The organism is Sinorhizobium kostiense (genome assembly GCF_017874595.1).
In the GTDB taxonomy this organism is placed as follows: domain Bacteria; phylum Pseudomonadota; class Alphaproteobacteria; order Rhizobiales; family Rhizobiaceae; genus Sinorhizobium; species Sinorhizobium kostiense.
Genome location: NZ_JAGILA010000002.1, coordinates 1,206,398 through 1,226,490, shown reverse-complemented (window position 1 = coordinate 1,226,490; position 20,093 = coordinate 1,206,398). Strand labels below are relative to the sequence as shown.

General features: G+C 63.0%; 18 protein-coding genes and 1 tRNA gene. 5 read left to right on the top strand and 14 right to left on the bottom strand.

The window, feature by feature from the left end; genetic code table 11:
• Positions 1-10: 10 nt before the first annotated feature.
• The 7 genes from J2Z31_RS12250 to rimP all read right to left on the bottom strand — a co-directional run bounded on the left by J2Z31_RS12250 (position 11) and on the right by rimP (position 9,338).
• A complete protein-coding gene (locus J2Z31_RS12250; protein WP_209602148.1) occupies positions 11-1,726 on the bottom strand; it encodes a sensor histidine kinase in 1,716 nt (571 codons plus the stop codon).
• Positions 1,727-2,080: 354 nt separating this feature from the next.
• Positions 2,081-3,016: a tRNA pseudouridine(55) synthase TruB gene (truB, locus tag J2Z31_RS12245; protein WP_209602147.1), complete on the bottom strand. Its 936-nt coding sequence runs from the start codon at positions 3,014-3,016 to the stop codon at positions 2,081-2,083.
• 7 nt (positions 3,017-3,023) lie between these two features.
• Positions 3,024-3,431, bottom strand: coding sequence for a 30S ribosome-binding factor RbfA (rbfA, locus tag J2Z31_RS12240; protein ID WP_209602146.1), 408 nt, complete (start codon positions 3,429-3,431; stop codon positions 3,024-3,026).
• Between the two features lie 157 nt (positions 3,432-3,588).
• Complete coding sequence (gene infB / locus J2Z31_RS12235; protein ID WP_209602145.1) at positions 3,589-6,258, bottom strand: translation initiation factor IF-2; 2,670 nt, start codon at positions 6,256-6,258, stop codon at positions 3,589-3,591.
• 105 nt (positions 6,259-6,363) lie between these two features.
• Positions 6,364-7,056 carry an RNA-binding protein gene (locus J2Z31_RS12230; protein ID WP_209602144.1) on the bottom strand — a complete coding sequence of 231 codons (693 nt, stop codon included), beginning with the start codon at positions 7,054-7,056 and terminating at the stop codon, positions 6,364-6,366.
• Positions 7,056-8,675: a transcription termination factor NusA gene (nusA, locus tag J2Z31_RS12225; RefSeq protein WP_209602143.1), complete on the bottom strand. Its 1,620-nt coding sequence runs from the start codon at positions 8,673-8,675 to the stop codon at positions 7,056-7,058. Before nusA ends, J2Z31_RS12230 begins: the two co-directional genes overlap by 1 nt.
• A gap of 45 nt (positions 8,676-8,720) precedes the next feature.
• Positions 8,721-9,338 carry a ribosome maturation factor RimP gene (gene rimP / locus J2Z31_RS12220; RefSeq protein ID WP_209602142.1) on the bottom strand — a complete coding sequence of 206 codons (618 nt, stop codon included), beginning with the start codon at positions 9,336-9,338 and terminating at the stop codon, positions 8,721-8,723.
• A 287-nt stretch (positions 9,339-9,625) separates the two neighbouring features.
• Here rimP and J2Z31_RS12215 point away from each other — a divergent pair, with 287 nt between their 5' ends.
• On the top strand, positions 9,626-11,242 hold the full coding sequence (locus J2Z31_RS12215) for an MFS transporter (protein ID WP_209602309.1): 1,617 nt from the start codon (positions 9,626-9,628) through the stop codon (positions 11,240-11,242).
• Between the two features lie 114 nt (positions 11,243-11,356).
• Here J2Z31_RS12215 and fabI read toward each other — a convergent pair whose 3' ends face one another.
• Genes fabI through fabA form a run of 3 tightly spaced genes read right to left on the bottom strand, consistent with a single transcriptional unit; the run spans position 11,357 to position 13,954 of the window.
• A complete protein-coding gene (gene fabI / locus J2Z31_RS12210) occupies positions 11,357-12,163 on the bottom strand; it encodes an enoyl-ACP reductase FabI (protein ID WP_209602141.1) in 807 nt (268 codons plus the stop codon).
• Between the two features lie 4 nt (positions 12,164-12,167).
• Entirely contained in the window at positions 12,168-13,388 is a 1,221-nt protein-coding gene (gene fabB, locus J2Z31_RS12205) for a beta-ketoacyl-ACP synthase I (RefSeq protein ID WP_209602140.1), read from the bottom strand.
• A 50-nt stretch (positions 13,389-13,438) separates the two neighbouring features.
• Positions 13,439-13,954, bottom strand: coding sequence for a 3-hydroxyacyl-[acyl-carrier-protein] dehydratase FabA (fabA, locus tag J2Z31_RS12200; protein WP_209602139.1), 516 nt, complete (start codon positions 13,952-13,954; stop codon positions 13,439-13,441).
• A 372-nt stretch (positions 13,955-14,326) separates the two neighbouring features.
• Here fabA and irrA point away from each other — a divergent pair, with 372 nt between their 5' ends.
• Positions 14,327-14,749 (top strand): iron response transcriptional regulator IrrA, encoded by a 423-nt coding sequence (gene irrA, locus J2Z31_RS12195; RefSeq protein ID WP_209602138.1) that lies wholly within the window; start codon positions 14,327-14,329, stop codon positions 14,747-14,749.
• A 99-nt stretch (positions 14,750-14,848) separates the two neighbouring features.
• Here irrA and J2Z31_RS12190 read toward each other — a convergent pair whose 3' ends face one another.
• Both J2Z31_RS12190 and J2Z31_RS12185 read right to left on the bottom strand, forming a co-directional pair.
• Positions 14,849-15,484 (bottom strand): trimeric intracellular cation channel family protein, encoded by a 636-nt coding sequence (locus tag J2Z31_RS12190; RefSeq protein WP_209602137.1) that lies wholly within the window; start codon positions 15,482-15,484, stop codon positions 14,849-14,851.
• A gap of 58 nt (positions 15,485-15,542) precedes the next feature.
• On the bottom strand, positions 15,543-16,334 hold the full coding sequence (locus J2Z31_RS12185) for a YdcF family protein (RefSeq protein ID WP_209602136.1): 792 nt from the start codon (positions 16,332-16,334) through the stop codon (positions 15,543-15,545).
• 143 nt (positions 16,335-16,477) lie between these two features.
• Here J2Z31_RS12185 and J2Z31_RS12180 point away from each other — a divergent pair, with 143 nt between their 5' ends.
• Positions 16,478-16,906: a cupin domain-containing protein gene (locus J2Z31_RS12180; RefSeq protein ID WP_209602135.1), complete on the top strand. Its 429-nt coding sequence runs from the start codon at positions 16,478-16,480 to the stop codon at positions 16,904-16,906.
• Positions 16,907-16,979: 73 nt separating this feature from the next.
• Here the strand turns inward: J2Z31_RS12180 and J2Z31_RS12175 are convergent.
• Positions 16,980-17,055 (bottom strand) — tRNA-Ala (locus tag J2Z31_RS12175).
• Between the two features lie 241 nt (positions 17,056-17,296).
• Positions 17,297-17,686: a TIGR02300 family protein gene (locus J2Z31_RS12170; protein WP_209602134.1), complete on the bottom strand. Its 390-nt coding sequence runs from the start codon at positions 17,684-17,686 to the stop codon at positions 17,297-17,299.
• Positions 17,687-17,971: 285 nt separating this feature from the next.
• Here J2Z31_RS12170 and aroA point away from each other — a divergent pair, with 285 nt between their 5' ends.
• Positions 17,972-19,339: a 3-phosphoshikimate 1-carboxyvinyltransferase gene (gene aroA / locus J2Z31_RS12165; protein ID WP_209602133.1), complete on the top strand. Its 1,368-nt coding sequence runs from the start codon at positions 17,972-17,974 to the stop codon at positions 19,337-19,339.
• A complete protein-coding gene (cmk, locus tag J2Z31_RS12160; protein WP_209602132.1) occupies positions 19,339-19,977 on the top strand; it encodes a (d)CMP kinase in 639 nt (212 codons plus the stop codon). The genes aroA and cmk overlap by 1 nt, the downstream gene beginning before the upstream one ends.
• Positions 19,978-20,093 lie beyond the last annotated feature (116 nt).

Below are 20,093 nucleotides of genomic sequence, written 5' to 3'. Positions count from 1 at the left end.
ACGTCTGCGCTCAACCGGCCGGCTCGCTCCTTTCCTCTTGCTCGCCTTGGCGCGGGATGCGGATCAGCCATTCGATGCCGTCCGCATGCATGGTCTTTTCGAGTTCGGCGCGCAACGCCAGGGCAAGCATCCGCTCGAGCACGACGGTTCCAAAGCCTCTGCGGGGCTTCTGTGAGTCGGCGATCTCCGCGCCACGTTCGCGCCAGCGAATGGTGATTGCGCCTTTCTCCACCGACCAGTCGAGCCTGATCGTGCCTGTCGTATTGGCAAGCGCGCCATGCTTGATGGCATTGGTCGCGAGTTCATGGAACACCATGCCGAGCGTCTGGGCCATTTGGGTGTCCAGCCTTAGATCCGGGCCGTGAAGCTGGATACGATCCGAATCATCGGGCGCGAAGGGCTGAAGCTGGTTCTGGACAAGCTCGCGAAAGTCGACACCCAGGGCCGCATTGGCGAGCATCAGATCGGTCGAGCGCGCAAGCCCCGCCAGACGCCGTCGGAATCCGTCGACGAAATCCGGCGCATCCTCGGCGGAAGCCGACGATTGGGCCAACATCGACTGGATCACCGTCAGCTGATTCTTGGAGCGATGGGCGACCTCGCGCATCAGAAGGCGAATTTCGCCCTCCGCCTTGGTACGAGCGGCCGCCGCACGCGCAAGCGCGGCGGAGACGGCCTCGACTTCGGTGATCATATACCGGCGCGGCTCGATCGATTGGCCGGCGCCCAGGCGCCGTGCATCGAGTGCGAGCAGCTTGACACCCTGCGTCAGCAGCCGCGCGATCGTGAACGAGCCGGCGATGGCGATGCTCGTGAAGATGATTCCGCCGAGCGACAGCCACAGAAAGGACCAGACCATCGGCTGGTCGATGATCTCCCGCGGTGCCCAGGCAACGATGCGCCACCCGGTCAGGACCGAGAATTCGGAGGCGACGCGGTATTCGGTGCCGTTCGCGCTGACATTGTCGACGCCGATGCTGAGCATCGGCAATTGCTTCAGGAAAAAGGCATCGCCAGGCGAGACCTTAGGGTCGGAGGAAATGATGACCCGTCCTCTCCCGTCGACCAGGGCCGCGTTCCATCCGGGTGAGAGCGTCTCGCGGTTGACGGCCTTGGCCATGCTGGTCGCATCCTGCGTCAGGCCCAGGAGGAATTTCTCGCCGTTCGCGGCCGTGTAGGGCAGGAGAACGTTGAATGCCCAACGCCCGCCGGCGCGGGCGAAGAACACGCCGGAGACGAGTGGCACGCCACTCTCGAACGCGAGTTCGACATCCGGATCCGAAGCCCGGCCGAGCTGTGTTGCGAACGGAAAACGGGTGTTCAATCGCAGCTCATGCTGGCGGTCGACAACAATCAGGTGAGAATCCGATCCGGCGAGTGCCACCGAAGCACGGTCGAAGATCGTCTTCATGTCACCAAGATCGATCGCCGGGGAGGTCGACAGAACCCTCAACGTGGTCAGCTTTCCCTCGACTTCGCGCTCGACGATGCGCGTGACGGACCCGGTCGAAGCCTTGAGCAGCGAGCTAACGACCTGCTCCTGTGCATCCATGTTGCGCTTGAGGATCACCAGAGAAAAGACGAAGGGTGGTACGATCGCGATCAGGAGAAGCGAGATCAGATAAAAGCTGAACGGCCGCCGCAGATACTGCCGGACGAAAGCCGCAGCCGCCTGCAAGCTCCCGGACGAGAGTTCCCGCTGGTTCTTCTCTGACGCCTCGACCATCCGGACTGCCTTTCGCCATTCGGCGTTATGTCGCTGGAGCGCGGATCAGAAGTATTCATCCGCCTATGGCCCTTATCTGGCCTGCCGGCCACCTTCTCTCCCCGCAGGCGGAGAGGCGGAGACTCGCGGTTACCCTTTCGGCTCCCCTCCCGGCAAGCGGGAAGATGCTACTGCATGTCGCCATTTGAAGCAGCAAGCCATGCAGCAATTTACAGTATACAGCGACATTTGCGTCCGATAAGGCGCGCGGCGGTAGACTGAGCGGTTATCCAGCGGACTTGCTTACTCGCTCTCCGTGAAGACGAGTATACGCGCCCTCGCTCGGACGGGAACGATTTTCGGCCGTGCCGGCGTTCAGTGGCCGGTGAAAACCCGTTTCGGACGAAACTCGCCCTCGCTGATTTCACCGATCGCCACGAGCTTGCCGCGGGCGGTGGCATAGGCTTCAGGAGTGGGCAGCGGTGCATCGCGTCCACGCAGAATGATCGGATTGCCCATCCTCAGCCGGTGCGCCTGGTCGTCATTGACGGCGAGGTGCGGTAGATCCGACAGCGCTTCGCCGGTTTCGATCAGATATTGGTCCAGCGCAGCGAGCCGCTCCGTCTCGTCCTCGATCTTCTCCAAAGCGACCAGTTCGGAGAGCGGCACCATGTCCTCCTCGCCGAAGGGGGCGACGAAAGTGCGGCGCAGCGAGGCGATGTGGCCGAAGCAGCCAAGATCGCGGCCCATGTCGCGGGCAAGCGAACGAACATAGGTTCCCTTGCCGCATTCGATCTCGAACTGGGCGAGATTGGGGGTGCAGCCGATCAACGCCAAACGGAAAACCTCCACTTCACGCGCAGGGATCTCCACGGTCTCGCCATCGCGCGCGAGGTCATAGGCGCGCTCGCCGTCGATCTTAATCGCCGAAAACTGCGGCGGAACCTGGCTGATCACGCCGGTATAGTTCGGCAGAAGGGCGCGAATCGCCTCTTCGCTCGGCCGCCCGGCCGACGAGCGGACGACCTCGCCTTCGAGATCGTCGGTCGAACGCTCCTCACCCCAGGCGACCGTGAATTCGTAGATCTTACGGCCATCCATCACGTAAGGCACCGTCTTCGTCGCGTCGCCGAGCGCGATCGGCAGCATGCCGGAGGCGAGTGGGTCGAGTGTGCCGGCGTGACCGGCCTTTTGCGCCTTGAACAGCCACTTGATCTTGGCGACGGCCTCAGTGGAACCGTAGTCGAGCGGCTTATCGAGGATGAGCCAGCCCGAGATCGGGCGGCCCTTGGGTTTGCGCGGTTTTGACATGCTCTTCTTATTCTTCGTCTTCGGAATCCGGATCGAGGTCGCGGCTGACTTCCGGCGAGCGCAGCAGCGCATCGATCTTCTGGTAATTGTCGAAGCTGGTATCGTCGCGGAAGCGGACGTCCGGCATGTATTTCATCTGCCGAAGCTGGGGGCCGAGCCGGCCGCGGATGAATTTCGCATGTTTGTTCAGCGCCTCGATGATCGTCGCATGATCCGCCACGCCGAGCGGCGTCACATAGGCGGTGGCGATCTTCAGGTCGGGTGACATGCGCACTTCGGAAATGGAAATCACCGTCTTTTCGATCAGCGGGTCGCGCACTTCGCCGCGCTGCAGGATCTGCGTGATCGCGGCGCGCACCTGTTCGCCGACGCGCAGCATGCGCTGGGAGGGTGCTGAGGATGTGGATCTTTTCATCGTTCTTGTCCCGGACCGCAAATGACGAAGCAATGGCGGTCGTTTCAGTGCGAGAGCAATTTGGGGCGAGACGCCGCTCGTCTCTACCTCCCTACCTTCAAAAAAATGCGAGCGCCGGAACCGTTCCGGCGCTCGCAAAATCCGTGGCCGGACCCGGTTAGAGAGTCCGCGTGACGTGCTCGACGCGGAAGCACTCGATCGTGTCGCCAGGACGGATGTCCTCGTAATTTTCGAAGGCCATGCCGCATTCCTGGCCGGACTGGACCTCGGAGACCTCGTCCTTGAAGCGCTTGAGCGTCTTGAGCTTGCCTTCGTGGATGACGACGTTGTCGCGCACGAGGCGGACGCCGACACCGCGCTCGACCTTGCCCTCCGTAACGCGGCAGCCCGCGACCTTGCCGACCTTGGTGATGTTGAACACCTCCAGGATCTCGGCATTGCCGAGGAAGGTCTCACGACGCTCGGGCGAAAGCAGACCGGACATCGCCGACTTCACGTCATCCACCAGATCGTAGATGATGTTGTAGTAGCGGATCTCGATGCCGGCGCGCTCTGCCGCATCGCGCGCCTGCTTGTTGGCGCGCACGTTGAAGCCGATGATCGCGGCGTTGGAGGCCTCGGCGAGCGAGATATCCGACTCCGTTATGCCGCCTGCGCCCGAATGCACGATGCGTGCACGCACTTCGTCCGTGCCGAGCTTTTCCAGCGCGCCGGTGATCGCTTCGATGGAGCCCTGCACATCGCCCTTGATGACCAGCGGGAACTCCTTCAGACCGGAGGTCTGGAGCTGGCTCATCATCTGCTCGAGCGAACCGCGCGAACCAGACTGACGGGCAACCGCCTTTTCACGGGCAAGCCGCTGGCGATATTCGGAGATCTCGCGTGCGCGGCTCTCGCTCTCGACAACGGCGAATTTGTCGCCGGCGGCCGGCGTACCGGACAGGCCGAGAACCTCGACCGGGGTCGACGGACCGGCGGATTTCACGTGTTCGCCCTTGTCGTTGACGAGCGCACGCACGCGGCCCCACTGGTCGCCCGCGACAATGATCTGCCCCGGGGTCAGCGTGCCTTTCTGGACGAGAATCGTGGCAACCGCGCCGCGCCCGCGGTCGAGCTCGGCTTCCACCACCGTACCTTCGGCGGTCCGGTCGGGGTTGGCCTTGAGGTCGAGGATTTCCGCCTGCAGCAGGATCGCTTCGAGCAGCTTGTCGAGGTTGGTGTGGTTCTTCGCCGAAACCTCAACGTCGAGCACTTCGCCACCCATCGATTCAACGAACACCTCGTGCTGCAGGAGCTCGGTGCGGACCTTCTGCGGGTTTGCCGTCGGCTTGTCGACCTTGTTGATCGCCACGATGATCGGCACGTTGGCCGCCTTGGCGTGGTTGATCGATTCGATCGTCTGCGGCATCACGCTGTCGTCGGCCGCAACCACGAGGACGGCAATATCCGTTGCCTGGGCACCGCGGGCGCGCATGGCCGTGAACGCGGCGTGGCCGGGGGTGTCGATGAAGGTGATCTTCTGGCCGTTCTGCTCGACCTGATAGGCACCGATGTGCTGGGTGATGCCGCCCGCTTCGCCCGCAACCACATTGGCGTGGCGGATGGCGTCGAGCAGCGATGTCTTGCCGTGGTCGACGTGGCCCATGATCGTGACGATCGGCGGCCGCGCCACCAGGTCCTCGTCCTGATCGGAGATGTTGAAGATGCCCTCCTCGACGTCGGACTCGGACACGCGCTTGACAGTGTGACCGAATTCGACGGCGATGAGCTCGGCCATGTCGGCGTCGATCAGATCGCCCGGCTTCATCATCTGGCCTTCCTTCATCAGGAACTTGATGACGTCGACGGCGCGTTCGGACATGCGCTGCGACAATTCCTGAATCGTGATGGTCTCGGGCAGGACGACCTCACGCGAGATCTTCTCGCGGGCTTCCTGCATCTGGCTGCGCTTGAATTTCTCCTGACGGCGGCGCATGGCCGAGAGCGAGCGGCTGCGCTGGCCGCCGTCCTCGTCGACGGCTGCGGTCAGCGTCAGCTTGCCCTGACGACGGCCTTCGTCGCCCTTCGGACGGGTGACCGGCTTGGCCGGCTCCGGCCGCGCGACCTTGCCGCGCACCGGTCCGGCACCGCGCCGGCGCTCGTCCTCTTCCTCGTCGCCCACGCGGCGGCCGCGGGCGGCGACGCCGGCCGGGGCCTGCGGGGTTGCCGGCGACGGTCGCGGCGGCTGCGGGCGGGCCTCGGCGCCGCGCTCGACGGCGGCCGGGCGCTCCTCTTCGACCTTCGCTTCGGCCCTTTCTTCTACTGCCGGGCGTGCTGCTGCCGGGCGTGCTGCCTCTTCGGCGGCACGACGGGCGGTCTCCTCCTCCTCGCGAGCGATGCGCTCTTCTTCCTCGCGCCGCCGGCGGGCTTGCTCTTCGGCACGGCGCTTGGCGTCCTCGACTTCACGGATCTGAGCTTCTGCGAGCGCGCGACGGCGGGCTTCCATCTCGCCGGCCGAAAGGTCGTTCAGGACAACGCCACGGGGACGGTTCTGCTCGGAGCGCGGCTGATGCGGTTGCGGCTGGGGAGCCGGACGGCCGGCAGGCTGTGGCGGAACAGGCCGCTGCTCGACCGGTCGAGCGACAGGCGTCGCGGCAACCGGCGTGATCGGGCGCTCGTCCTTGTGCTTGGTCAGTCCACGCGTTCTCTTGGTTTCAACCACGACCGCCTTGGTGCGACCGCGGCCCATGTCCTGGCGTACCGTCCCATGCGGTACCCCGGAGGGCTTAAGGGTCAGCGTCTTCTTGCCCGCTACGCTGAGTGTCTTGTCGTCTTTGTTGTCGGTCATTCCGTTCCGTTCCTAGCGATCAGGGCCGGATGCGTATCACCTGACCCCGTCTTCCAAATTGTCTCAAACAATGCTCGCTATTCCGGCATCTGCCGGTGACGCGTATCATTGCTGTGGCTTGCCAGCGCCGCCTTTGGCCCGGACCGGGACGGATCCTCGGTACTTTTCGAGCATGATTGCGCGCTTCACTACACCCTCACCCGCCTGCCCTGCAAGCGCTGCGGCATGGATAAAAGCATTACTTCCCAAAAGGCCCTCCATTTCCGCCGCACTAAAGGGTCGGAAGGCTGGTATTTCCGTCTCGTCCTCGCCGACGAAGCTCATCGCCTTGCGAGCCTGATCGATCTTGCGAACGCCGTCAGCAGCCGCGTCGATCGCGTGGAACACGGCCATCGCCGCAAGCCCACGCACGGCCTGCTCAGTCTTGGTCGCGCCAGTGACGAACTGGCCGGCCTTGCGCGCCATGTTCATCATTCCGGCGAGCTGTTCCGCGAGCAGCCGGTCGACCTCGTCCGCCAATGCCTGATCGGCCTTGACCTCGGTGCGAAGGGCGCGGGCGAAGAGCTTCTTCGCCACTGCCTTCTCAATGAAAGGCCGCTCGGCCTTCACCCAGCAGCCGCGCCCGGGAAGCTGTCGTTTCAAATCTGGAACGACGCGTCCATCGGGGCCGGCAACGAAGCGGATCAGCGTGTCGGGCGAACCGCTCTCGCGCGTGACGATGCAGGTTCGGCTGCTGCCGCCCCGGTCCTTCGGCCCCTTGTCCGATGGCAGGTTATCGGCCTCGGTCGCCAACGGCATCAGGCATCCTGCTCGGCGCCTTCGGCGACATCGATCGGCTCGTCCTCTTCGCCCTCAGCCTTTGCCAGGTCCTCCTCGGTGATCCAGCCGGCCGCAAGCCGCGCCTGGACGATCATCGCTTCGGCCTCTTCGCGGGTGACGTCCAACTTCGAGAAGATACCCTCGAAGCGCTTGGTCTCGCCATCCTTGCGCTCGGTCCAGCCGATCAGGTCGTCGGCGGCGCAGCCGGCGAAATCCTCGACCGTCTTGATGCTTTCCTCGCCGAGCGCGACCAGCATCTGGCTGGTGAGCCCATTGATCTGGCGCAGATCGTCCGAAACGCCAAGTTCCTTGCGCTTGGCGTCCATCTCCGCCTCGATCTTGTCGAGATATTCGCGGGCGCGCGTCTGGATTTCGGTCGCGGTCTCCTCGTCGAAACCGTCGATCGAGGAAATCTCGTCGAGATCGACATAGGCAAGTTCCTCGACCTGGGCAAAACCCTCGGAGGCGAGAACCTGGCCGACCATCTCGTCGACGTCCAGCGCATCCATGAAGAGCTGCGTACGCTCGTTGAATTCCTTCTGGCGCCGCTCGCTTTCCTCCTGCTCGGTAAGGATGTCGATATCCCAGCCGGTGAGCTGCGAGGCGAGTCGGACATTCTGGCCGCGGCGACCGATGGCGAGCGAAAGCTGCTCGTCGGGGACCACGACCTCGATGCGTTCCGCATCCTCGTCGAGGACGACCTTGGTCACTTCCGCCGGCTGCAGGGCGTTGACGATAAAGGAGGCAGGATCGGGAGACCACGGGATGATGTCGATCTTCTCTCCCTGGAGCTCGCCGACAACGGCCTGGACGCGCGAGCCGCGCATGCCGACGCAGGCGCCGACCGGATCGATCGACGAGTCGTTCGAGACGACGGCGATCTTGGCGCGCGAGCCCGGGTCGCGAGCGACCGACTTGATCTGGATGATGCCGTCATAGATTTCCGGCACTTCCATGGTGAAGAGCTTGACCATGAACTGCGGATGCGTGCGCGACAGGAAGATCTGCGGCCCGCGCTGTTCACGGCGGACGTCGTAGACGAAGGCACGGACGCGATCGCCGTAGCGCATGGTCTCGCGCGGGATCATCTCGTCGCGCCGGATAATGCCTTCGCCACGGCCGAGATCGACGATGACGTTACCGTATTCGACGCGTTTGACGGTGCCGTTGACGATCTCGCCGACACGGTCCTTGAATTCTTCATACTGACGGTCACGCTCGGCCTCGCGCACCTTCTGCACGATCACCTGCTTGGCGGACTGTGCAGCGATGCGGCCGAAATCCATCGGCGGCAGCGGATCGGCGATGAAATCGCCGAGCTTGGCGTCCGGATTGCGGTCGCGCGCCAGTTCCAGCGGGATCTGGGTCGAATAATCATCGGCATGCTCGACCACTTCGAGAAGACGTTGGAGACGGATTTCACCGGTCTTCGGATTGATGTCGGCGCGGATGTTCGATTCCGAACCGTAGCGCGAGCGCGCCGCCTTCTGGATCGCATCTGCCATCGCGGCCAGAACGATCTCGCGGTCGATCACCTTTTCCCGTGCCACAGCATCTGCGATCTGCAGAAGTTCGAGCCGGTTAGCACTGACTGCCATGTCTTGTCTCCGTCTGGTTGCAGGGGCCCGAAAGCGCGCCCTGCCTCACTCGATAGGTTTGTCTTCGTCTTCGAAATTCTCGTTGGCGGCGCGCGCCGCCTTCGCCTTCTTGTCTGCCGTCAGCGCATCGCGGATCAGGTCATCGGTCAGGATCAGCCGCGCTTCCGAAAGCGCGGTGAACGGAATGGCAACGCTCGGCTCCTCGCCGTAGGCGGGCTGGTCACGCTCGAGGCGGAAGCCGTCCTCGTCCACCGACACGATCTTGCCACGGAAACGCTTGCGCCCATCGACCATGACCGACGTCTCGCACTTCACCAGATGGCCCTGCCAGCGGATGAAGTCGGACCTTCGCACCATCGGGCGATCGATGCCCGGCGACGACACTTCAAGATGATACGCCTTGTCGATGGGATCTTCCACGTCGAGAACCGGGGATATCGCCTTCGAGACCTCCTCGCAATCTTCGACGGTCATCGTGCCGTCGCTGCGTTCGGTCATGATCTGCAGCGTCAGGCCGTTCTGGCCGGACATACGCACGCGCACCAGCCGAAAACCCATCTGCTCCAGCACGGGTTCGACGATATCGGCAATGCGCCGGTCGAGCCCGGTTTCCGCGATCAGCCGCGGCTCACTTGCATTTTCTGCCGTTGCCTGGTCGGACAAACGATCATCTCCTCATCGGACCGGCTAATAAAAAAGAGCGGGTCCTGACGGAGCCCACTCTTCATCTACCGATCAAGAATTTGAGGCTCATATACGCTTCCCGGCCGGAGATTGCAAGGGTCTGTCAAAGCGGCGCCAATACCTGCGCCTTCTCCTTCCCGCTCCTTGCTCCCCCCGCTTCCTTGAAGGCAAGTTTCAGCGGCTGGCGCATCACGTTTCAAGGCGTATAACCAAAGCGCCTCTGAGGTTCATAGTCAAATGGAAGAGATTACGAGGTGACGAACCGCATGTCGCCGCTGGCACCCTTCAAGCACGATACCTTCCGCACCATCTGGGTCGCAAGCCTCGCCTCAAATTTCGGCGGACTGATCCAGGCGGTCGGCGCGGCCTGGCTGATGACATCCATCTCCCAATCCGTCAACATGGTGGCGCTGGTGCAGGCCTCGACCTCGCTGCCGATCATGCTCTTCTCGCTCATCTCCGGCGCGCTCGCCGACAATTTCGACCGGCGACGGATCATGCTGGTGGCGCAGGGCTTCATGCTCGGCGTGTCGGCGTTGCTGACGCTTTCGGCCTATTTCGGCCTCGTCACGCCCTGGCTGCTGCTCATCTTCACCTTCCTGATCGGCTGCGGCACGGCGCTCAACAACCCGGCCTGGCAAGCTTCCGTCGGCGACATGGTGCCGCGCGACCAGCTGCCGGCTGCCGTCGCGCTGAACAGCATGGGCTTCAACATCACCCGCAGCGTCGGCCCGGCGATCGGCGGCGCCATCGTCGCGGCGGCCGGAGCCGCCGCTGCCTTCGCCGCCAACACGCTCAGCTATTTCGCGATCCTCTTCGCCCTTTTCCGCTGGCGCCCGGCCGTTCAGGAGAAACTCCTGCCGCGCGAGACCCTTGGCCGGGCCGTCTCCGCCGGCTTCCGTTACGTGGCGATGTCGCCCAATATCGGCAAGGTGCTGCTGCGGGGATTTTCCTTCGGCATTTCGGCAAGTGCGCTGCTCGCCCTCCTGCCTCTCGTGGCGCGCGATCTCGTTGCCGGCGGGCCGCTCACCTACGGCATCTTGCTCGGTGCCTTCGGCCTCGGCGCAATTGGCGGCGCGCTTTTGAGCGCGAGGCTCAGGGAACGGCTGTCGAGCGAAACAATCGTGCGCTCAGCCTTCGCAGGCTTCGCCTTGAGCGCGATCGTCACCGCCTTCAGCACCGTGGCTTGGCTGACTTCGCTCGTCCTCGTCGTCTCCGGTGCCTGCTGGGTTCTGGCACTGTCGCTGTTCAACACCACGGTACAGCTCTCGACGCCGCGCTGGGTCGTCGGCCGGGCACTCTCGCTTTACCAGACGGCGACCTTCGGCGGCATTGCCGGCGGAAGCTGGCTCTGGGGCTTTGCGGCGGAAGAATACGGCGCCGCCAACGCGCTCATAGGCTCCTGTCTGCTCATGCTCTCCGGCATCGCCATCGGGCTGCGCCTCCCGCTGCCCAAGTTCAAATCGCTGAACCTCGACCCGCTCAACCGCTTCAACGAGCCGCTTCTCGCACTCGATCTCAAGCCCCGCAGCGGTCCGATCGTCGTGATGATCGATTACGAGATCGAAGAGGCGGACATCCCGGATTTCCTGAGCACGATGGCCGAGCGGCGACGCATCCGCATCCGCGACGGGGCGGGCCATTGGGCCTTGATGCGAGATCTCGAAAATCCGACGATCTGGACGGAAACCTACCACGTGCCGACCTGGGTCGAATATGTCCGCCACAATCAGCGCCGCACCCAGGCCGACGCCGCCGTCGGCGACAGGCTGACGGCCCTGCACCGGGGCGACAATCCGCCTCGCGTCCACCGCATGATCGAGCGGCAGACGATCGTTCCCGGGCACTACGAGCGCTACAAGCGGCCGGTCGAGATGCATTAAACGGATCCGGGCGTGCGCGGACTTCCGACCGCCCGGCGCCAACTTCTCGATCAAGTTTATGGTTTCAGGTCGATCCGACCTAAGATCATTGCCTCTCGTCCAAACGCGCGGCGGTTACTCCGCATCGGCGATCCTGAGCGCCTCGAGCGTCGGCATCGAGGTGATGTTGTAGCCGGAATCCACGTAGTGGATCTCGCCGGTGACCCCACCGGAGAGATCCGACAGCAGGTAGAGCGCCGAGCTGCCGACGTCGTCGATGGTGACGGTCCGGCGGAGCGGCGAGTTCTTCTGCTGCCAGGAGAGCATGGCGCGCGCGTCCGAAATGCCGGCGCCGGCGAGCGTGCGGATCGGTCCGGCGGAGATCGCGTTGACGCGGATGCCGCGCGGACCGTAGTCGGCGGCGAGATAGCGGACCGAGGCCTCGAGCGCGGCTTTCGCAACGCCCATGACGTTGTAGTTCGGCATCACGCGCACCGATCCTCCATAGGTGAGCGTCAGCATGGTCCCGCCTTCGCTCATCAGCTCCGCGGCGCGTTTGGCGATCTCGGTGAAGGAGAAACACGAGATCACCATTGTTCGGTTGAAGTTCTCCCGCGTCGTATCCGCGTAAAGTCCCTTGAGCTCGTTCTTGTCGGAAAAGCCGATGGCATGGACGATGAAGTCGAGCTCGCCCCAGCGCTCCTTTATCGCGGCGATGACGGCGTCGACGGAGGCGAGATCCTCTACGTCGCAGGGCAGCAGGAACTCGGAGTTGAGTTCCGCGGCAAGCGGCTTCACGCGCTTGCCGAGAGCCTCGCCCTGATAGGTGAAGGCGAGTTCCGCCCCCTGGGCGGCGAGAGCCTTCGAAATACCCCAGGCAATAGAATGACTATTGGCCACACCCATGATGAGGCCGCGCTTTCCATTCATCAGTCCGTTCATTCTGTTATCCGTTGTAGCGCTGGAACACGAGCGTCGCGTTAGTGCCGCCGAAGCCAAAGGAATTCGAGAGAACCGTGTCGATCTTGGCATTGTCGATCCGCTTGCGCACGATCGGAACGCCCTCAAATTCCGGGTCGAGTTCGCTGATATGTGCGCTTTCGCCGATGAAGCCTGCCTGCATCATCAGCAGGCCGTAGATCGATTCCTGAACGCCGGCCGCGCCGAGCGAATGGCCGGTCAGCGACTTGGTCGACTGGATGTGCGGCATCCTCTCGCCGAAGACCTCGCGAATGGCGCCGATTTCCTTCTGGTCGCCGACCGGCGTCGCGGTGCCGTGAGTGTTGATGTAGTCGATATCGCCCTTCACCGTGGAAAGCGCCTGGCGCATGCAGCGCACCGCCCCTTCGCCGGACGGGGCGACCATGTCATAGCCGTCGGAGGTCGCGCCGTAACCGACCAGTTCGGCATAGATCTTGGCGCCGCGCGCCTTCGCGCGCTCCAATTCCTCGAGCACGACGACGCCTGCACCGCCGGCGATCACGAAGCCGTCGCGGCTCACGTCATAGGCGCGGGAGGCGGTGGAGGGCGTCTCGTTGAACTTCGAGGACATGGCACCCATGGCGTCGAACAGGTTGGACATCGTCCAGTCGAGGTCCTCATGGCCGCCTGCGAACATCACGTCCTGCTTGCCCCACTGGATCATCTCCGCCGCATTGCCGATGCAGTGCGCCGAGGTCGAGCAGGCAGACGAGATGGAGTAGTTGACGCCATGGATCTGGAACCAGGTCGCAAGCGTTGCCGAAGCAGTCGAGGACATCGCCTTCGGCACGGCGAAGGGACCTATGCGCTTGGGGCTGTTGTTCTTCAGGGTGATCTCTGAGGCTTCTACGATGGTGCGGGTCGAGGCGCCGCCCGAGCCCATGATGATGCCGGTGCGCTCGTTGGTGATGTCGCCGGCTTCCAGCCCGGCATCGGCGATCGCCTGCTTCATCGCCACGTGGTTCCAGGAGCCGGCCTGCGAGAGGAAGCGCATGGCGCGCCGGTCGACGAGGTCGGTTGTGTCGAGCGTCGGCCGACCCCAGACCTGGCACCTGAAGCCGTGCTCGGCGAAATCCGGAGAAAACGTGATGCCCGACTTCGCATCACGCAGCGACGCAGTGACTTCATCGGCATTGTTGCCGATCGAGGAAACGATACCGAGGCCCGTTACAACAACCCGTCTCATGGTAAATGACCTTTTCTTCGATTGGACTCGTGCGGGGGGAAACCCGCAGTTCAGTCGGCTTTTTCCTGGAAAAGGCCGACCCTGAGGTCGCTAGCCCTGTAGATCACGTCCCCATCGGCCTTCATCCAGCCGTCGGCGATGCCGAGAACCAGGCGGCCGCGCATGACGCGTTTGAAGTCGATGCCGTATTCGACCAGCTTGGTCTTCGGCGTCACCATGCCGGTGAACTTTACTTCGCCGGTAGAGATCGCACGACCCTTGCCGAGCTCGCCGAGCCAGCCGAGAAAGAAACCGGTCAGCTGCCACATCGCGTCGAGCCCGAGGCAGCCGGGCATCACCGGGTCGCCCATGAAATGGCACGGGAAGAACCAGAGATCCGGCGTGATGTCGAATTCGGCGCGCACATAGCCCTTGTCGTGCGGCCCACCGGTCTCGGAAATATCGGTGATGCGGTTGAACATCAGCATCGGCGGCAGCGGCAGCTGCGCGTTGCCAGGGCCAAACATTTCGCCTCGGCCGCAGGTCAGGATTTCCTCATAGCTGAAGCTGGATTGCCTGGTGGTCATGAATGGTTGTTTCCCTGCGTGTCTCAAAGTTTTGTCGGGCTTGCTTTAGAGCAAGTCCGGTCTGAATTGAAGCGCAGCCTGCCATTGGCTGCAGTTTGTCACGTTCTTCCAAGTAGAGCGAGTTTGCGGCCCAATAGCCACCCCGGCATTGTGCTCCATTCCGCTCTCCATGGCGATATCGTTCCGCCGTCGCTTACAGTATGAATGTGGCCGCGACCAGAGTTAAATGCCGGACTTCCCCCGCTTTGGGCCGATTTTCAGGCGATAGCGCCTCTCTCGAGGCCGGAGTCTATTGAAAGCATCGGCGCTAGAAGTTATATCGCAGGCTGACGGTCCATGGGCCTGAAGCAGGAATATCGGAACGGCTGCCGCATGACGAGAGTTATGGAGATCTCTTCGCAGGAAAGGCTGCGCAATTCGGGGTTGCGACCGACGCGCCAGCGCATTGCGCTTGCCGATCTGATCTTCGCCAAGGGCGACCGTCACCTGACGGTGGAGGAACTGCATGAAGAGGCGGTCGCCGCCGGCGTCCCGATTTCTCTCGCGACCGTCTACAACACGCTGCACCAGTTCACCGAAGCGGGCATCATCCGCGTTCTCGCGGTCGAGAGCGCCAAGACCTATTTCGACACCAATGTTTCCGATCACCATCATTTCTTCATCGAGGGCGAGAACGAGGTCCTCGATATTCCGGTGAGCAACATACAAATCGGCAACCTGCCGGAGCCGCCGGAGGGCATGGAAATCTCCCATGTCGACGTGGTGATCCGCCTGCGGCACAAATCGCGGCGCTGACAAAGGGCGCTGCCTTCAATGAATTTGCTGGCGCTTCGCTTTTCTTCCGTATGCATGCCGTAAACCCAAAACCGCTTCACATTTTTGGGCGACATGCATTTACATGATCTCGTCCGGATCGCGCCCGGGACCGGACTTGCCGGTCGGCAGCGTCCAGCCATATCGAAGCGCGCCGCCGCGCACCGCGAATGCTGCGACAACGCCGAGCGACGAGGCGATCGCTACCGGCAACCCGGCAAGCGTCGCCAAGACGAAGGCGCCGGCGCCGACGAGCGCCGCCGTGACGTAGATCTCGGGCCTGAGCAGCACCGAGGGCTCACCCGCGAGGAGATCGCGCAAGATTCCGCCGAAGGTTGCCGTCAGCATGCCGGTCACAAGCGCGACGATCGGCGAACCGGTTGCCGCGAGTCCCTTTGCCGCGCCCATGACGCAGTAAGCGGAAAGGCCGATCGCATCGAGCCAGACGAGCATGCGGTAGCGCGACTCGAGACGGTGGGCGGTGAAAAACACCAGGAGCCCGACCGCGGCGCAGACGACGAGGTAGGCCGGATTCACGACCCAGAAGACCGGCGTCGCCCCGAGGATCACGTCCCGCATCGTGCCGCCGCCGATCCCGGTGACGGAGGCGAGAAAGAGATAGCCGATAATGTCGAGCTGCTTGCGCGAGGCCGCAAGCGCGCCGGTGGCCGCAAAGACGGCGACGCCGGCATAGTCGAGGATTTCAAGAAGCTGCATCGCGCCTCGCTGTGCGTGAACGGTGTCGACCAAAGGCTGGAGCAGGCGGCTCTCGCCGTCAACGATGATGCGGAAGGAGCATCGGCGTCCGGCCGCTCACATAGTATCCGAAAAGCCCTATCCATTCGCGTGCTGCGGTTGTCGTAAGCTGCGCATTGAGCGAAGGTTGTGTGAAATCGAAGCCAAGCCGCACCTTGCCGCTGGTGCGATAGTCCGTCGGCCAGGGTGTGACTTTGACGCCAAGCCCGCGGAACAGGCCGATCGAACGCGGCATATGAAACGCCGAGGTGACGAGCGCGCAGTTCTCAAGTTCGCTTTCCGCCAGTAATTCCTTGGTATGCACGGCGTTCTCAAAGGTGGTGCGCGAGTTCTCCTCGCGGATCAGGCGATCCGGGCCGATGCCGAAAGCCGAAAAGAAAGTCTCCGACGCCCGTGCATCGCCCTCGTAAGCGCCGCTGAACGAGCCGTCGCCGCCGGAAACCAGGATGCGTGCCTTCGGATAGACCCTTGCGAGCCTCGCAGCCTCGATGAAACGGTCGCCCGCTTGGTTGAACTCCATGCCGCCGCGCCCCGCCACCACCTCATTCTCGAAGGCGCCGCCAAGCACGATGATGCAGGAAAGCTCCTGCGGCGACGAGGGCCGAGGAAACCGGTCTTCGAGGATCTGCAGGAAATAGGGCCCGCTCGTCGTGAACAGGCTCAGGAAGAGCACCAGAAGCCCGAGTGCACCGAGGACGGCGCCGGCCCGCCGGAAGCGGGAGATAACGAGCAAAAGGCCGATTAGCAGACTGAAAAAGGCGAAAGACAACGGCTGGGCGACAAGCCAGAAGATTTTCGAGGCGAGAAACATGAGGCTGTTCTTCCAGACGGATGGTTAACAATTTCGAAATCGACCGGAGAAAGACGCTCGATCCAGCATGCTGTTACTTTGGTGTCTGCCCGACGTCGCAGCGTGTCGTATAATTCCGGCGGCGCAATAGGGAGGAAAGAACGATGAAACGACTCAGCGCACTCTCGACAAGCCTCGCTCTGCTGGGTGTCACGGTAGCCTTTGCTCAAGACGATCCGCTGCCGGAGGGGTTCGAAACACAACCGCTGATCAAGACAAGCGTGAGCCGGGATGATGACCCTATCGTTTATCCGACCGGGAAGCCCGAGGTGATCTCGGTCGTTGGTACGCTTGCAAAAGACGGCCGGACCGCCCTCCACAAACATCCGGTGCCCGTCTACGTCTACGTCCTCGAGGGCGAGATCGAACTAAGGACAGAGGGCAAGGAACCGCACCGCTATAAGGCCGGCGAAGCGTTCATCGAGACTCAGAACCGCAAGCATCAGGCTTTCAATGTTGCGGGGACGCCGAGCAAGATCCTTGCGGTGTTCATCGGGGAACAGGGCAAGCCGACGACCGTGGCTGCTCAGTGACGGCAATTCGGCGGACACGATGCTTTTCCGATCGTTTACACCCGAGCCGAAAATCGCAGTTGAGAAGGGAATTTGGTGGAGCTAAGCGGGATCGAACCGCTGACCTCTTGCATGCCATGCAAGCGCTCTCCCAGCTGAGCTATAGCCCCATCAGGGTCCGGCTGTGCCGGTCCGGGAAATCGTCAGGCATCATGCCCGGCGAGTGGCGGCTTATTACTTCTGCTTTTTGCAGATGGCAAGCCGAAAATTGAATGCCGGCGCGATTTTCTTTTTCTTTCCGCTCCGGTACCCCGGCCGCAGACTCGTTCGGCGGACGGGGAGATTTCACGTGTCTTTTGAGGCGCTTACGCAGAAGAGAGGGGTCGGCGTTTCGGCCCCTGCACTCGCCGATCAGACGTCCTCGTCCTCGTCGGAGACGCCGATGAGGTCGCTCATGTCGTCGTCATCGTCCTCGTCATCGGTCTCGAGGAATGTGTCGTCATCATCGCCGTCGATTTCGACTTCCTCATCACCGAGATCCGGCAGGTCGTCGCCGCTCGCGGCCTCGTCATCAGCATCCTCGAGCGAGACGAGTTCGACCTCCGTGCTCTCTGCATCGACTTCCGTGACGTCTTCCTCTTCCTCCTTCTCAAGCACCTTGGCGACGGAGCTCTCCTCGAAGAAGGACAGCGGATAGGACTTGCCCGTATAGGGAGAGACGATCGGATCACGGTTCAGATCATAGAATTTGCGCCCCGTTTCCGGGTCGATGCGCTTTGTTCCAAGTTCCGGTTTTGCCACAGTCAAAGCCTCTTGAATGGCCGGCGAGCCGGCACGTGCCGGTAATCCAGGCGGGTGGAAAGATATCAGCCTTATGATGATTAGCCGGTCCCCTTAATCGTCTTGATGGCATCTGTCAAAGGCAAACTTCTGCCGCCGCGGGGCGCGCATTTTCTTCGCCCGGGGAGGATGACCCCATTTCCGCTTTATGTTAGGGAGCCGGCAGATGGGCGGCTCCCCCCTGCTGCAGCGGTAGCAGGGTTCTCGCGGGTCGCCGCCAAGCCGGATTGTCAGAGGAAAGCACCCATGTCCCACGGCCAGAGCCCACGGCCCGCCACTGCACGCAAGTCTTCCGATCTCAGGGGCACGGTGCGCATTCCTGGCGACAAATCGATCTCGCACCGCTCCTTCATGTTCGGCGGCCTTGCCTCGGGTGAGACGCGCATTACCGGCCTGCTCGAAGGCGAGGACGTGATCAACACCGGCAAGGCCATGCAGGCGATGGGCGCGCAGATCCGCAAGGAGGGCGACACCTGGATCATAAACGGAGTCGGCAATGGCGCTCTGCTCGCTCCGGAAGCGCCACTTGATTTCGGCAATGCCGGCACCGGCTGCCGGCTGACCATGGGTTTGGTCGGCGTCTATGATTTCGATTCCACTTTCGTCGGCGACGCCTCGCTCACGAAGCGGCCGATGGGTCGCGTCCTCGATCCGCTCAGGCAGATGGGCGTGCAGGTGAAGTCGACCGAGGGCGACCGCCTGCCGGTGACGCTGCACGGACCGCAGACGCCGAACCCGATCACCTATCGCGTGCCGATGGCGTCTGCCCAGGTGAAATCCGCCGTGCTTCTCGCCGGCCTCAACACGCCCGGTATCACCACTGTCATCGAACCGGTGATGACACGCGACCATACGGAAAAGATGCTGCAGGGCTTCGGCGCCAATCTCTCGGTCGAGACCGATGAGCAAGGCGTGCGCACCATCCGCCTCGAAGGCCGAGGCAAGCTGACCGGCCAGGTGATCGACGTGCCGGGCGACCCCTCCTCGACCGCCTTCCCGCTGGTCGCAGCTCTCATCGTTCCGGGTTCCGACATCACCATTCTCAACGTGCTGATGAACCCGACCCGCACCGGCCTCATCCTGACGCTGCAGGAAATGGGCGCCGATATCGAAGTGATGAACAAGCGCCTTGCCGGCGGTGAGGATGTCGCGGATCTGCGCGTTCGCTATTCGGGGCTGAAGGGCGTCATCGTGCCGGAGGAGCGTGCGCCGGCGATGATCGACGAATATCCGGTGCTCGCCGTTGCCGCCGCCTTCGCCGAGGGCGCTACCGTCATGAACGGCCTCGATGAGCTGCGGGTCAAGGAGTCGGACCGCCTTTCCGCCGTCGCCGATGGCCTGAAGCTCAACGGCGTCGACTGCGACGAGGGCGAAGCCTCGCTCGTCGTGCGCGGCCGCCCCGGCGGCAAGGGCCTCGGCAACGCCTCGGCTGAAAAGGTCAAGACCCATCTCGACCACCGGATAGCCATGAGCTTCCTCGTCATGGGCCTTGCCTCGGAACATCCGGTGACGGTCGACGACGCGACGATGATCGCCACCAGCTTCCCGGAATTCATGGACCTGATGACCGGTTTGGGTGCGAAGATCGACCAGGTCGAGAACAAGGCAGCCTGATGAGCCTCGTGATCGCCATCGACGGCCCCGCAGCGGCGGGCAAGGGAACGCTCTCGCGCCGGATCGCCGAGGAATATGGTTTCCACCATCTCGATACCGGGCTCACCTATCGCGCTGCAGCCAAGGCATTGCTCGATGCCGGCCTGCCGCTCGACGACGAGGCGGTGGCGGAGAAGATGGCGCGCGAGGTGGAACTCGCCGGCCTCGACCGCTCGGTGCTGTCGGCCCATGCGATCGGAGAGGCGGCGTCGAAGATCGCCGTCATGCCGGGCGTGCGCCGGGCGCTGGTCGAGGCGCAGCGCGACTTTTCGCGCAAGGAACCCGGCACCGTGCTCGACGGTCGTGACATTGGCACCGTCGTCTGCCCCGACGCGGCGGTGAAGCTCTATGTGACCGCCTCGCCCGATGTCCGGGCCAGGCGGCGCTATGACGAGATCATTTCGGGCGGCGGGAGTGCCGATTACGCCGCAATTTTCGAGGACGTGAAAAAGCGCGACGAGCGCGACATGGGCCGGGCCGACAGTCCCCTCAGGCCGTCCGAGGACGCGCACTTGCTCGATACGTCCGAAATGAGTATAGAGGCGGCATTCCAGGCGGCGAAGACGCTGATCGACGCGGCCTTGAAAGAAAATATCTGAGGAAGGGCCTTGTCTTCGGCCCCGGCCGGACCGCCTTCCTGAAGAAGCCTGAAATTCCGTCCAAGCGCCGGAAAGCCCCGTCATCTCACGGGGCGGACTGGGTTCAGGCCGTTCAA